General features: G+C 75.0%; 7 protein-coding genes. All 7 read right to left on the bottom strand.

Features of this window, described 5'->3' with window-relative positions:
* Window positions 1-82: 82 nt before the first annotated feature.
* The 7 genes from ACZ7C5_RS09320 to ACZ7C5_RS09290 all read right to left on the bottom strand — a co-directional run bounded on the left by ACZ7C5_RS09320 (window position 83) and on the right by ACZ7C5_RS09290 (window position 14,078).
* The gene (locus tag ACZ7C5_RS09320) at window positions 83-1,762 is read right to left on the bottom strand and encodes an alpha/beta hydrolase (protein WP_470322337.1); all 1,680 of its coding nucleotides are present in this window, start codon (window positions 1,760-1,762) and stop codon (window positions 83-85) included.
* Window positions 1,763-1,934: 172 nt separating this feature from the next.
* Window positions 1,935-3,113: an alpha/beta hydrolase gene (locus tag ACZ7C5_RS09315; protein WP_470322336.1), complete on the bottom strand. Its 1,179-nt coding sequence runs from the start codon at window positions 3,111-3,113 to the stop codon at window positions 1,935-1,937.
* A gap of 293 nt (window positions 3,114-3,406) precedes the next feature.
* A complete protein-coding gene (locus tag ACZ7C5_RS09310; RefSeq protein ID WP_188299953.1) occupies window positions 3,407-4,618 on the bottom strand; it encodes a DNA polymerase III subunit delta' in 1,212 nt (403 codons plus the stop codon).
* 270 nt (window positions 4,619-4,888) lie between these two features.
* A complete protein-coding gene (gene tmk, locus ACZ7C5_RS09305; RefSeq protein WP_470322335.1) occupies window positions 4,889-8,452 on the bottom strand; it encodes a dTMP kinase in 3,564 nt (1,187 codons plus the stop codon).
* Between the two features lie 157 nt (window positions 8,453-8,609).
* Entirely contained in the window at window positions 8,610-11,477 is a 2,868-nt protein-coding gene (gene topA, locus ACZ7C5_RS09300; RefSeq protein WP_470322334.1) for a type I DNA topoisomerase, read from the bottom strand.
* Between the two features lie 357 nt (window positions 11,478-11,834).
* On the bottom strand, window positions 11,835-12,293 hold the full coding sequence (locus tag ACZ7C5_RS09295; RefSeq protein ID WP_401080474.1) for a DUF3592 domain-containing protein: 459 nt from the start codon (window positions 12,291-12,293) through the stop codon (window positions 11,835-11,837).
* A 252-nt stretch (window positions 12,294-12,545) separates the two neighbouring features.
* Entirely contained in the window at window positions 12,546-14,078 is a 1,533-nt protein-coding gene (locus tag ACZ7C5_RS09290) for a DUF7059 domain-containing protein (protein ID WP_470322333.1), read from the bottom strand.
* Window positions 14,079-14,390: the final 312 nt, after the last annotated feature.

The following is a 14,390-nucleotide window of genomic DNA, read 5'->3' as shown; positions in this document are numbered from 1 at the left end:
GCAGGGGGCGCTCATCGTAACGTCGTACCGCTGATCGGTTGAAGTAGAAATCACCTGTCGGACGGTCGGCGCCGGCCGGGTCCTACCGCTCGCAGCGCTTGCCCTGTTCCGGGGCCTCCCCGGTCAGCAGGAAGCGGTTCACCGCGGTGTCCACGCAGGTGCTGTGCCTGCCGTACGCGGTGTGGCCGTCACCGTCGAAGGTGAGCAGACGGCCGGACTCCAGCTGGCCGGCCAGCGACTGGGCCCAGGCGTACGGGGTGGCCGGGTCGCGGGTGGTGCCGATGACGACGACCGGGGCGGCGCCGGCGGCCCGGATGGTGTGCGCCGCGCCGGTGGCACGGACCGGCCAGTAGGTGCAGGCCAGCGCCATCCAGGCCATGTCGCGCCCGAAGTGCGGCGAGACCCGTTCGAACTCCGGCACCGCCCGCTGGACGTCCTCAGGACCGCCGAACGGGGCCGGCAGGTCGAGGCAGTTCACCGCGGTGTTGGCGAACATCAGGTTGGGGTACGAGCCGTCGGCCTCGCGCCCGTAGTAGTCGTCGGAGAGCTTCAGCAGGCCGGTGCCGTCGCCGGCCTTGGCGCCGGCGAGCGCGGCGCGCAGCTGGGGCCAGAGGAAGTCCGCGTACATGGCCTCGATGACGCCGGTGGTCGCCTGGGCCCCGGTGAGCCGGCGGCCGTTGCCCGTGGTGGGCAGCGAGCCGGCGTGGACGCCCGCGAGCAGGGCGGTGAGCTGCTCGCCGGCCTCCTGCTCGGTGCGGCCGAGCGGGCAGTCCTCGCGCTTGGCGCAGTCCTTGGCGAAGGCGGCCCAGGCGGTCTCGAAGCCGCCCGCCTGGGCGCGGTTGCCGGTGACGGAGTCGAGCGCCGGATCCATCGCGCCGTCCAGCACCAGCCGTCCGGCCCGGCTCGGGAAGAGCCCGGCGTAGGTGGCGCCGAGGAAGGTGCCGTAGGACTTGCCGACGAAGTTCAGCTTCTCGTCGCCGAGCAGGGCGCGCAGCACGTCCATGTCCCGGGCGGCCTCGACGGTGCTGAGGTGCCCGAGCGCCGCCCCGGCCTGCTGCCGGCAGCCCTCGGCGAACTCCCGGTCGGCGGCGATCAGCGCGTCGATCCCGTGCTGGTCGCCCGGGTTCAGGTCGACGGTGGTGTAGGCGTCCATCCGGTCGCCGCTCAGGCAGCTGACGGGGTTGCTGCGGCCGACTCCGCGCGGGTCGAGGCCGACCAGGTCGTACCGGGCGCGCACCCCGCGGTCGTACGTCCGGGCCGCGGCCTCCAGGTACTCGATCGCCGAGCCGCCGGGCCCGCCCGGGTTGAGCAGCAGGGAGCCGAGCTTCGCGCCCGGTGAGGCGGCGGCGGACGGGGAACCGGACAGGGAACCGGCGTCCGAGCCCTCCGGTTCGGCCACCGCGCGGGCGGCCGCCAGGGTGAGGTCGCCGTCCCCGGGGTGGTCGTAGTCCAGCGGCACCCGGAACGTCGTGCACTCGAACCCGCTGTCGCACCGCTGCCAGGCCAGCCCCTGCGCGTAGTACGGCGCGAGCGGGGCCGGGACGGCGGCCGGCAGAGGCTCCAGCGGGGTCGCCCCGGACGTCGGGGCGGATCCGGCCGACGGGGTCCCTCCGGCAGCCGGGGCCGAGGGCCTGCCGGAGCTGGCCGGGTCCGTGGCGGAGGCCGCCGGAGGCCCGGACGGGTCCGTGCTGCATCCGCCCGCCGCCAGACCGAGGACGACCAGCGCCGCAGCCAGTGCCTGTGCCCGCCCGAAGGCCCTCATCCGCCACCTCTCCGCAATCGACCAGCACGTGGAACACACCGGGAGACACGCTTCCGAGCCAGGCCGGACGCGCACGACCGGACGAGCAGGCTCGGACGAGCACGCCGGAGGAAACGCCGCTGCCCGGTACCCGCCCCGGGTACCGGGCAGCCTAGCGCCGCCGGACCCGCGCTCAGGACGCCCTGGCCAGCGCCTCGGCCAGGAACTGCGCGGCCTGCCGGACCAGCCGCAGCCGCTCCCGGTCGGGGGTGAAGTCCTGCACGTTGTCCGAGATCCGCACCTCGGCCTTGGCCGCCGCCCCCGGGCCGGCCTTCAGGGCGGACTGGAGCTTGCGGGCGGCGTCCAGCCCCGCGGAGTCGGACCTGGCGGCGGCCAGCAGCAGCTTGGCCGAGCTGCCCGCCGGGGCCTCGGCGCCGGTCTGGGTGAGCGCGGTGGCGTCGTACCAGCCGGAGACCGCCGCGGCCGCGCCGTACAGGTCGGGCCTGGCCAGCCCGGCGGCGGCCGCGCAGGGCGCGCCGCCCTCGACGCCGAGGGTGCCCCAGGAGGCCGGGCCCGGCGGCAGGGTGCGGAAGGAGGCCGCGATGGTGGTGCGCAGCGTCGCGTCGTCGGCGACGGCGGCCGGGGCGGCGGCGACCAGCTCGCAGGGGTGCCCGGTGCCGTTCGGCGCCTCGGGGGCGACCAGGATGAACGGGCGGGCCTTGCCGGTCTGGAGGGCCGAGCCGATGCCCTCGAAGACGTCCGGTACCTCGGCGTCGGCGGTCTTCTGGGGCGCGGCCGCCTGCATCACGACGACCGGGAAGCGGGCGTTCGGCTCCTTGGCGTACTGCGGCGGGAGCCAGACCCGGACGTTGCGGGGGTGACCGTCGGGGCCGAACACGGCGGACTGCAGCAGCTCGCCGCCGCCCGGGTGGCCGACGCTGTCGAAGCGGCTGACCACGGCGGGAGCCGCCGCAGCAGCGGGAGCCGCGGCGGCCGGCGGCTCGGCGGCCGCGGGCGGCGCCGCCTGCTGCTGCCGGCCCGCCGTCCCCGAGCCGCTCCCGGTACCCGAACCGGCGTCCGCCTCCGCCCCCGTACCCGCCGAGTCCACGACGGTCTCCGCCCGGTCCGGCTCCTGGCCGCTCCTACCGAGGCCACCGAAGGCACCGAGCGCGGTGAGCACCGTCAGGGCGGTGACGCACACCCCGCAGACCATCGCCCCGGCCGCCCGCAGCAGCATCGGCCAGCGGTCGCCGGCCAGCTCGTAGGTCTCGGCGGCGCGCAGGTCGTGCCAGCGCTGTCGGGCTCCCCTGGCCAGCCAGATCCCGCCGAGGGCGGCGGCCAGCAGGGGGATGACGAGGAGCGAACGAACCACGGGACGCACCACCTCTGGAGGGGGCCGCGCCGAACCTGGACCGGCGCGTGCGGGAGGCGACCGCCCCGGCGGCGGGCGCGGTCGGCCCCAGCGTGCACAACCGGCGGACGGTCACACGACGGTGTGCCCGGCGAGTGTCGCTCGTTCACTCGAAGGTGGGACGGCCCGGACTCCGGGAGGCCTACGGGCGGCGCCCGGTGGAGCAGTCTCCAAGCCTGCGCGCTCGACGCGCTCGGCCCGCACGCTCAACGGGCTCGGCCCACCCCCTCGGCCCAGCCGCTCAGCTCAGCCGCTCAGCCCGCGCGCAGTGCCACCGTCATCGCCTCGACCGCGAGCAGCGGGTCCACGTTGCGGTCCAGCGCCCGGCGGCAGGCCAGTACCGCCTCGATCCGGCGCAGCGTGCCCTCCGCCGGCCCTGCCTGGGCCACCCGGTTCAGCGCCTGCCGCTGGTCCTCGTTGGCGAGCGCGCCGGTGGAGCCGAGCTGGATCGCCAGCACGTCCCGGTAGAAGCCGAGCAGGTCGAGCAGGGCGATGCCGAGGGTCTCCCGGCGGGTGCGGGTGGCGCGGCTCTTCTGCCGCTTCTCCAGTTCCTTGACCGCCCCGGCCATGCCGCGCGGCGCCTTGGTCCCCTCGGCGGCGCCGTAGACGGCCTTGAGGTCGTCCGTCTCCTTGGCGTCCTGGGTCTCGGCGAGGGCCTCGGCATCGGCCTTGGCGGTGTCGACCAGGCGCTGGGCGGCGCTCAGGCAGCCGCCGATGTCGCCGACCTCCAGCGGGATGCGCAGCACGTCGGTCCGGCGCGTCCTGGCCTGCTCGTCGACGGCTAGGCGGCGCGAGCGCTCGATGTCGCCCTGCCCGGCGAGCGCGGCGAGCCTGGCGGTCTCCGGGTCGACGCCGTCGCGGCGGACCAGGTTGTCGGCGACCGCCTCGGCCGCGGGAGTCCGCAGCACCAGCAGGCGGCAGCGCGAGCGGATGGTCGGCAGCACGTCCTGGACGGAGGGGGCGCAGAGCAGCCAGACGGTGCGCGGGGAGGGCTCCTCCACGCCCTTGAGCAGCGCGTTCGCCGCGGCCTCGGTGAGCCGGTGGGCGGCGTCCACCAGGATCACCGACCAGCGGCCGCCGGTCGGGTAGCTGGAGGCGCGCAGCACCAGGGCGCGCATGTCGCCGACGCCGATGGAGAGGCCGTCGGTGCGGACGTACTTCACGTCGGCGTGGCTGCCGGCCAGCACGGTGTGGCAGCCGTCGCAGAACCCGCAGCCGGGCGTGCCGCCGAGCGCGAGGTCGGGGCTGGTGCACTGGAGGGCGGCGGCGAAGGAGCGCGCGGCGGTGACCTGCCCGGCGCCGGGCGGTCCGGTGAACAGCCAGGCGTGCGTCATCAGGGAGGCGTTCACGCCCTCGACCGGAGCGGCTCCGCGACCGGCCTCGACCGTCGCCCCGGCCGCCCGGGCGGCGGCGGTCAGCTGCTCGACCACCCGCTCCTGGCCCACCAGGTCGTCCCAGACGGCCACTGCTGCTCCCAAGCTCCGTACGGCAGCGCCATGGCGCCTCTTCCCCGCCGTCGAGCATACGTCTCCGGTCCGACACCCACTGCTCCGTCCGGGTCACGGCGGACGGGAAGGCCGGCCCCGCGGGTGGCGGCCCGCTGCCCGACTGCTCCCCCGACCACCGCCCGACCACCGCCCGACCACCGCCCGACCACCGCCCGACGGAACGCCGCGGCGCCGCCGGGGACCTGCCCCGACGGCGCCGCGCACACGTGTCCGATCAGCCCCTGCGGCTCAGCCCCTACGGCCCCAGCGACGGCCCTTGCCCTTGCCGTCGTCCTTGCCCTGGTCTCCCCCGTCACGGCCCTCGGGCCGCTCCGCACCGGGCTGCGGGCCGGCGTACGGGCCCTCCTGGCCCGGGCCGCCACGCTCCCAGCGCGACCACTCGTCGTGCGAGCCGAGCAGGGTGTCGGTGAGGCTCGGCAGGTCGTCCAGCGGCGTCTCCTCGGCCCAGTCCGGCCTCGGCCGCTCGGCGCCCGACTGCGGCTTCGGCTGCGGGGCGGCAGCCGGCTCCGCGCCGACCACCGGCAGCTCGCGAGTGCCGTCCACCGGCTCCGTCCGCCGCGGCCCCTGGGCCGGCCGACCACCGGGACGGCCCTCGGAACGGCCCTCGGGGCGTCCCTCGGAACGACCCGGCTCGATCCGCGGCAGCACCTCGGTCCGGTCGGCCTCCGCCGGAATCCTCGGCAGCACGGCCGTCTCGTCCACCGCCGAAGCCGGCACCACAGGCAGCTTGGCGGTCTCGTCCACCCCAGCGGACACCCCACCGGACGCCCCACCGAACGCCCCGCCCGCGGCCCGGCGCGCCTCGGCGGCCTTGCGCGCCTCGACGGCCTCCGCCGCCCGGACCGCGGCCTGCCGGTCCCGCGGCGACAGCTCGCGCGTCGCCTCGTCCCCGAGCCCGCCCGACGCGGCCTGCGCCGAGCCCTGCGGCGCCCCCTGCGAGGAACCCCGCGAGGAATCCTGCGAAGCGTCCTCCGGAACATCCCGGATCGCCCGCAGCTCCGTGGTCACGGCATCTCCCGCAGCCGCCCTGGCACCCGAGCCCGAGCCGGAATCCGAATCCGGCCCCGGCCGCCCCTCGGCCCGGCCCTCCGCCGTCTCCGCGGCGGCAGCCGCGGCCGCGAGCGCGGCGGCCTGCGCCAGCCGCGCCTCCTCGGCCCGCTGGAGAGCCTCCTCCGCCCGGCGGCGCTGCTCCTCGCGGGCCAGCTCACGCTGCCGCTGGAGCTCCGCCTGGGCGGCCGCCTCCGCCGCGATCCGCTTGCGATCCGCGGCCTCCGCCGCCAGCCTGGACTCCTCCGCCGCGCGGAGCTTGGCCTCTTCCTCGGCGCGGCGCCTGGCCTCCTCCTCCGCCCGGCGGCGCGCCTCCTCCTCGGCCTTGCGCCGGGCCTCGGCGGCGGCCCGCTCGGCCTCCTCCTCGGCCAGCCGCTCCTTCTCCGCCTGCTCGGCCCGCAGCTGCGCGAGCACCTCCTGCCGCTTGCGCTCGGCGGCCTCCTCCTCGGCCTTCTTGCGGGCCGCTTCGGCGGCGCGGCGCTCGGCCTCCTCCCTGGCCAGCCGCTCCTGCTCGGCGCGGGCGGCCCGCTCCTGCTCGGAGAGCGGCAGCTCGCGGTCGAGCCGGTGCCGGATGGCGGTGGTGACGAAGCCGGGGGCCTGGCTGCCGTCCACGACCAGGTAGCGCTCCGGGTCCGCGGCGGCGAGGGCGAGGAAGCCCGCCCGGACCCGCTGGTGGAACTCGGTCGGCTCGGACTCCAGCCGGTCCAGCGCCTCGGTGAAGCGCTCCCGGGCCCTGGTCGGGTCGACGTCCAGGACGACGGTCAGGTCGGGCAGCAGTCCGCCGGTGGCCCAGCGGGAGATCCGGGCGACCTCGGTCGCGGCCAGGTCGCGCCCGGCGCCCTGGTAGGCGACGGAGGAGTCCATGTACCGGTCGGTGATCACCACGGCGCCGCGGGCGAGGGCGGGACGGATGACGTTCTCGACGTGCTCGGCACGGTCGGCGGCGTAGATCAGTGCCTCGGCCCGGTGCGACAGGCCGGTGTTGCCGACGTCCAGGACCAGGCCGCGCAGCCGCTGGCCGACCGGGCTGCCGCCGGGCTCGCGGGTGAGCACCACCTCGTGCCCCTTGCCGCGGATCCACTCGGCGAGCGCCTGGGCCTGGGTGGACTTGCCGGCGCCGTCGCCGCCCTCCAGGGCGATGAAGAAGCCGGTGCCCGTGCCGCGGTGCGGCACCGGGCCGCCCGGGCCGCGCACCGCGTCGACCAGGTCCCGGACGAACGGCGAGGTGCCGCGCCGGTCGTCGGTGCGCAGCAGCACGACGGCGGCGAGCACCAGCGTGAGCAGTCCTGCGGTGGCCACGGCCAGGGCCGCACCGCCGTGGATGAACGTGAAGGAACCGGGCTCGACGGTGCCGTACTCGACGTCCCCGTACCCGGCGGCGATCAGCGGGACGGCGACCAGCGCGGCGGCGACCACGACCCGCAGCACCGCGAACAGGTGCTCGGTGACCTTCGGCAGCCGGGCCTCCTCGACCTCCTGGGCGAGCAGGGTACGCCCGGCCGAGACCACGATCCCGGCGGCCAGCGCGGCCAGCACGGTGAGCAGCAGGACCAGCACGAAGTCCAGCACCAGCCCGGCCAGGATCAGCGCGACGCCCTGGGTGAGCAGCGCCAGCGCGAGCAGCCGGCGGCGGGACAGCGAGGGCAGCGTGGCCCTGGTGAGCCTGGCGCCCAGGGCGGGCGCCCCGGCGGCGGCGAGCACCAGCAGGCCGAAGCCGATCGGCCCGGCGCGGTGCTCGGCGGCGGTGAGCAGCGCGAGCGCGGCGACGCCCGCCATCGCGGCGTAGCCGGCCGCGACGGCGAAGGTGAAGTACGGGGCGCTGCCCGTACGGCCCTTGCTCAGCGCGGGGCCGGGGGCGGCGTCGGTCGGGGCGCGCAGGCCCTGGAGCGGCGAGACCGGGGCGACCTTCACCGGCCCGCCGGGCAGCTGCTGGAAGTAGCCGCGGACCGCCGAGGCGGCGAACAGCCCGGCCGCGCCGAGCGCCGCGAAGGTGAGCTGGTGAGAGCGCAGCCAGTCGGAGCCGAGCGCCGCGCCGATGTTGTTGAGCAGGGTGAGGACCACCAGGCCGACGGCGCCGAGCGGCACGGTCACCCAGCCGGTGAAGCGGTCGATGCCCCGGACGCTCTCCAGGTTGGCGGCGGCGGGACGCTGCTCGGCGGTCGGCAGGTACGGATCGGCCGACGGCAGCAGGCCGGGAACGGCGGCCGTCTTGGTGATCTCCCAGACCCGTTCGGCGGCGCCGGTCACGAACACGGTGGCGAGCAGGGCGTAGGTGGCGGCCCCCGAGGGCTTCGCCGCGGAACCCAGCCAGACGCTCCACCAGGGCGCGAGGCCGATCAGCAGGGCGCGCAGCACGTCGGCCCCGAACAGCGTCCAGCGCCGGTCCAGCCGGCCGGCGACCAGTTGGTGCACCGGGCCGAGCAGCGCGACCCCGACCAGCCCGGTGGCCAGCACCCGGACGGCGAGGACCGCGGCGAGGGCGAAGGCGAGGCTGCGCGGCAGGCTGCCGAACCGGTCGTCCTGCGCGGCGGCGATCACGGTGAGCGCGAGCAGCACCAGCAGGCCGAGCCGGTCGGCGGTGCCGCCGATCAGCTGGGTGGTCCACAGGCGCCGGTAGGGGCGTGTCCGCAGCAGCGCCCTGGCCCGGTCCGCCGGCGTGCCGGCGGGCGAGACCTCGGGCAGGTCGGACGCCCGGGCTCTGGCGGCCGGGGCGGCGCTGGGGGTGGGCTGCTCCTCGCTCGTCATACGGTCAGCGTAGCGGGCTGGGGTTGGCCGGATTGAGGCGAACGGGCTTCCGGATCGCGCTCATCACCGGGTTGTGACGTTCCCCGCACACCCCCGACGGACTTCGGGCCCGCGCCCCCGGGATCGGGGACGCGGGCCCGTCGGCGATGACCGGGGATCAGCCCTCGTCGGGCGCCGTCGTCTTGCTCGCGGCGGTCTTCTTGGCCGCCGTCTTCTTGGCCGCCGCCGTCTTGGTGGTGGTCTTCTTGGCCGCGGTCTTCTTCGCGGCCGCGGTCTTGGTCGCCGCGGTCTTGGTGGTGGTGGTCTTCTTGGCCGCGGCCTTCTTCGCCGGGGCCTTCTTCGCCACCTTCTTCACCGGTCCACGCGCCCGCTTCTCGGCGAGCAGCTCGTAGCCGCGCTCCGGCGTGATCGTCTCGACCTCGTCGTCCTTGCGCAGTGTGGCGTTGGTCTCGCCGTCCGTCACGTACGGGCCGAAGCGGCCGTCCTTGACCACCACGGGACGCTCGCTGACCGGGTCGTTGCCCAGCTCCTTGAGCGGCGGGGCGGCGGCGGCCCGGCCGCGCTGCTTGGGCTGGGCGTAGATCGCCAGCGCCTCGTCGAGGGTGATCGTGAAGAGCTGGTCCTCGCTGGTGAGCGAACGGGAGTCGGTGCCCCGCTTGAGGTACGGGCCGTAGCGGCCGTTCTGCGCGGTGATCTCCGCGCCCTCGGCGTCGGCGCCGACCACCCGCGGCAGCGAGAGCAGCCGCAGCGCGTCCTCCAGCGTGACGGTGTCCAGCGACATGGTCTTGAACAGCGAGGCGGTACGCGGCTTGACCGCGTTCTTGCCGGTCTTCGGCGTGCCCTCGGGCAGGATCTCGGTCACGTACGGGCCGTAGCGGCCGTCCTTGGCGACCAGCATGTTGCCGCTGACCGGGTCGGGGCCGAGTTCGAAGTCACCGCTGGGCTTGGCCAGCAGCTCCTCCGCCAGCTCGACGGTCAGCTCGTCCGGCGGCAGCTCGTCCGGGATGTCGGCACGCTGGCCGGGCTCGCCCTCGACGGTCGAGGCGCGCTCGACGTACGGGCCGTAGCGGCCGACCCGCAGGGTGATGTCGTCGCTGACCTTGAACGAGCTGATCTCCCGGGCGTCGATCGCGCCGAGGTCGGTGACCAGTTCCTTCAGACCGCCCAGGTGGTCGCCGTCGCCGTTGCCGGCCTCGGCGGCGCCGCCCGCGACGTGGCCCTCGCCCTCGCCGAAGTAGAAGCGCTTCAGCCACGGCACGGACTTCGCCTCACCGGCGGCGATCCGGTCGAGGTCGTCCTCCATCTTGGCGGTGAAGTCGTAGTCGACCAGCCGGCCGAAGTGCTTCTCCAGCAGGTTGACCACGGCGAAGGAGAGGAAGGACGGGACGAGCGCCGTCCCCTTCTTGAAGACGTAGCGGCGCTGGATGATCGTGTCGATGATCGACGCGTAGGTGGAGGGGCGGCCGATCTCCCGGTCCTCCAGCTCCTTGACCAGCGAGGCCTCGGTGTAGCGGGCCGGCGGCTTGGTGGCGTGGCCCTCCGGGGTGATCCGCTCGGCGGCCAGCGGGTCGCCCTGGGCGACCTGCGGCAGCCGGCGCTCGCGGTCGTCGAGCTCCGCGTTCGGGTCGTCGGCGCCCTCGACGTAGGCCTTGAGGAAGCCGTGGAAGGTGATGATCTTGCCGGAGGCCGAGAACTCCACGTCCCGGCCGTCGGCGGAGGCGCCGCCGACCTTGACGGTGACGGACTGGCCGACCGCGTCCTTCATCTGGGAGGCGACGGTGCGCATCCAGATCAGCTCGTACAGCTTGAAGTCGTCGCCGGTCAGACCGGTCTCGGCGGGGGTGCGGAAGCGGTCGCCGGACGGGCGGACGGCCTCGTGCGCCTCCTGCGCGTTCTTGACCTTGCTCGCGTAGGTGCGCGGGGCGGCCGGCAGGTAGTCGGCGCCGTACAGCTGGGTGACCTGGGCCCGGGCGGCGGTGATCGCGGTGTCCGACAGGGTGGTGGAGTCGGTACGCATATAGGTGATGAAGCCGTTCTCGTACAGCTTCTGAGCCACCTGCATGGTCCGCTTGGCGCCGAAGCCCAGCTTGCGGCTGGCCTCCTGCTGGAGCGTGGTGGTGCGGAACGGCGCGTACGGCGAGCGGCGGTAGGGCTTGGACTCGACGCTGCGGACGCCGAACGCCGTCTGCTCCAGGGCGGCGGCCAGCTGACGGACCGCCTGCTCGTCCAGGTGCAGGGTGTTGGCGCTGCCCGCCTTCAGGCGGCCGTCGGAGCCGAAGTCACGGCCGCTGGCGATCCGCTTGCCGTCGACGGAGAACAGCCGGGCGCCGAAGGTCTCCGGGCTGGCGGCGTCGGCCGCGGTCCTGCCGGTGCCGAAGGTACCGACCAGGTCCCAGTACGAGGCGGTGCGGAAGGCCATCCGCTCGCGCTCGCGCTCGACCACCAGGCGGGTGGCGACGGACTGCACACGGCCCGCCGACAGCTTCGGCATGACCTTCTTCCACAGCACCGGCGAGACCTCGAAGCCGTAGAGGCGGTCGAGGATCCGGCGGGTCTCCTGGGCGTCGACCAGGCGCTGGTTGAGCTCGCGCGGGTTGGCCACGGCCTCCTGGATCGCCGACTTGGTGATCTCGTGGAACACCATCCGGTGCACCGGCACCTTGGGCTTGAGCACCTGCTGGAGGTGCCACGCGATGGCCTCGCCCTCGCGGTCCTCATCGGTGGCGAGGAAGAGCTCGTCGGACTCCGCGAGCAGCGACTTCAGCTTGCTGACCTGAGACTTCTTGTCCGCGTTGACCACGTAGATGGGCGCGAAGTCGTGGTCGACGTCGACCCCGAGACGGCGCACCTCGCCCGTGTACTTCTCCGGCACCTCGGCCGCGGTGCTGGGCAGGTCGCGGATGTGCCCGACGCTCGCCTCGACGATGTAGCCGGGGCCCAGGTAGCCCTTGATCGTCTTCGCCTTGGCCGGCGACTCGACAATGACGAGTCGCTGTCCGTGCGCGGTCTCGCTGCTCGGGGACACCTTCGCTCTTCTCTCCCGGTCCTTATGTGGCTGGTCGGCGCCGGCAGCACGGGCTGCGCTCCGCCCGACCCCTCCACCGTCCCAGGGCTGTCGCGGCACGACACCCCCACCAGCGGAGTGTGACCGTACCCCGGCCACCCTTGTCAAACGGACGGATCCCGCTTTTTCACTTGCCGGGCTCACCGACGCCACTCGAACGGTAACCCGATGACGGAGGTTCGTGCCCCGCGGAGGGGGGCCTTCGACAGGTTCCGGAGGATGGAATGACGGATTTCGAGATCTGTCAACGGAAAATCGACGGGCGGGCACAGGATGGCGCGATTTCCGCCGACGGCACGTCGCCGTGGGTCGTGGGGCTCAGCCGCCGGCCGCGGCCAGGAGGCCGGCGCCCGCCGCCAGACAGCCGGCGCCCAGGACGCTCCACAGCAGGTCGACGAGGGCCGCCCGGCTGATCTCCCCGGCCGCCAGCACCACCCGGCTCGGGCGCTGGGGGTCGTAACAGATCCGCACCGAGGCGCCGGGCGCGAAACGATCCGGACGGCGCAGCGGGGTGTGTCCGCGCGGGCGGGCGACCACGAGGCCCGCGATCCCGCACGCGCCGGTGCCGCCCACCGCGGGCGGCACGGAGAAGGAGAGCAGCGGCGCGCTGTCCAGCCGACCGTGCACGTCGTCCTCGGCGATGACGGTGGCCACCGCCGACAGTCCCCGGCGGCGCACTCGCAGGCGCAGGCGCACTTCGGCGGCGCACCAGAGCAGCAGCACGCCACCGAAGAGGGCGAGCACCAGCCCGCCCACCATCGCCGTCGTCGTGTCCACCCCTGGCCCCCGACTCCTCAGCTCTGTCCACAGCCTGTGGACAGAGCTTCACAGCGGAGGGCCAACGGGAGGCGGCCGCCCGGCGGCGGTGGGACGAATCAGAGGGTACGGGCGGATGAACCGGGGCCGCCGGGGCCGGCCTGGTTCGCGGTCGGCCGGCTTTCGGCTGGCCGGTTCTCGGTTGGCCGGCCTTCGGTTGGCCGGCCTTCGGTTGGCCGGTTCTCGGCAGGCCGACTCTCAGCGGACCGGCTCTCAGCGGACCGGGTCGATGAACCCCTGCTCGGTCAGCAGCCGCAGCGACTCCGGCACCCGGTCCCGCAGGACCACCCGGTCCTCGCCGAGCAGTTGGGCGATGGCGTCCACGATCTCGCCCGCCGACAGCGTCCCGTCGCAGACCCCGACGAAGCCCGCGCCCACCGTGTCCACCTTGGTGGCCCGCCGCATGCCGCGGTTGTGGCGCAGGACCACGTGCTCCGGGTCCTCCGCCCCCGGCGCGCCGAGCTGCTCCTGGACCACCTCGTCGGCCAGCACGTAACGGGCCGCGAGCAGGCCCGCGTCGTCGTTCGAACGCAGGAAGTCCTGCCGGTCGAACCAGGCCTCGATGTGCGGGCCGAGCGGCTGCTCCACCGGGTGCGGCCACTCCTCCACCCGGACGGTCGGATGCTCGGCGCCACTCGCCCGCAGGGTGATCCAGCCCATGCCGATGCCCTCGACCCGGCCCGTCTCGAAGGCGTCCAGCCACTCGCCGTACCGGGCCTGGTAGTCGCCGCCGGGGCCGCGGTGGTCACCGCCGTCGCGCAGCCACAACTCCGCGTACTGGGCCACGTCCTGGACCTCGCGCTGGACGATCCAGGCGTCCAGCCCGGTGCCCGCGACCCAGCCGGCCAGCCGCTCGTGCCAGTCCTCGCCCCTGACGTGCTGCCAGTTGGCGAGCAACTGGCAGTAGCCGCCGGGCTCCAGGTGGTCGGCGGCCGAACGGACCAGGCTGCGGCACAGGTCGTCACCGGCCATGCCGCCGTCGCGGTAGGTGAAGCGGCCGGTCGGCGAGATGACGAACGGCGGGTTGGAGACGATCAGGTCGAACTTCCGCTCCCCGACCGGCTCGAAGAGACTTCCGGCGGACGCCTCGACGTTGTCGAAACCGGACAGCGCCACCGTCAGCTCGCTGAAACGCAGCGCGCGCGGGTTGAGGTCGGTGGCGGTGACGGACCCGGCGTGCCGAGCCGCGTGCAGCGCCTGCACTCCGGAGCCCGAACCGAGGTCCAGCGCGGCCCGGACGGGACGGCGCACGGTGATGTTGGCCAGCGTGGTGGAGGCACCGCCGACGCCCAGCACCAGGTCCTTGCGGGCCACCCCGTGCGCGGTCTCGCCCGAGCCGATGCCACCCGCGCCACCCACCGCGCAGCCCAGGTCGGAGACCACCCAGGCATCCGAACTGGGCATCCCGGCCACCTCGTTGGCGTACGGCCGGACGTCGACGGTGGCGCGCACCAGATCGCCGTCGGAACGCAGCCAGCCGTCCGCCAGGCAGTCCTCCACCGGCAGCGCGGCGGCGGCCGCCCGGTACGGGACCGGCTGCTGGAGCAGGAACAGCCGCACCAGCGTCTCCAGCGGGCTGCCACCGCGGGTCGCCCGCAGGGCCGGGACCGCCTCGCTGCGGGCCAGCGCCGAATAGCCGGTGGGCCCGAGCAGGTCCAGGCACCCGTCGGCGGTGAACGAGGCGGCGAGCAGCGCCTCACGGAACTTGGCGAGGCGGGTCGGGTCGAGAACGGGGCTACTGATCACCCCGCCATTGTCCCCCGCCGACCGGCCCCCGGCCGCCGCTGCGCCCCGCACTCACCGGACGGAAGCCTTCACCACCCCGCGCGCCCCCGGACGCCTCCACGCGCCGTCCGGGCGCGGGCGCCGAGTCATTCGGCGACGGCTTCGACGAGGGCTTCGACGAGGGCTTGTCGGGGTACCTCACGGGCCTTCCCGGCCGAGGCAGGCCTTCCCGGACAACGCGCGGCCCGGCCCAGGCGCCGCCACCGGTCTTGGCCGGCGGCGGCGTCTGGGACGGGCTCACGGGGATCGCGCGCGGTCCGCCCGGATTCGTGC

The organism is Kitasatospora sp. NPDC036993, from assembly GCF_055607525.1.
This window is presented reverse-complemented; position numbering and strand designations above follow the sequence as displayed.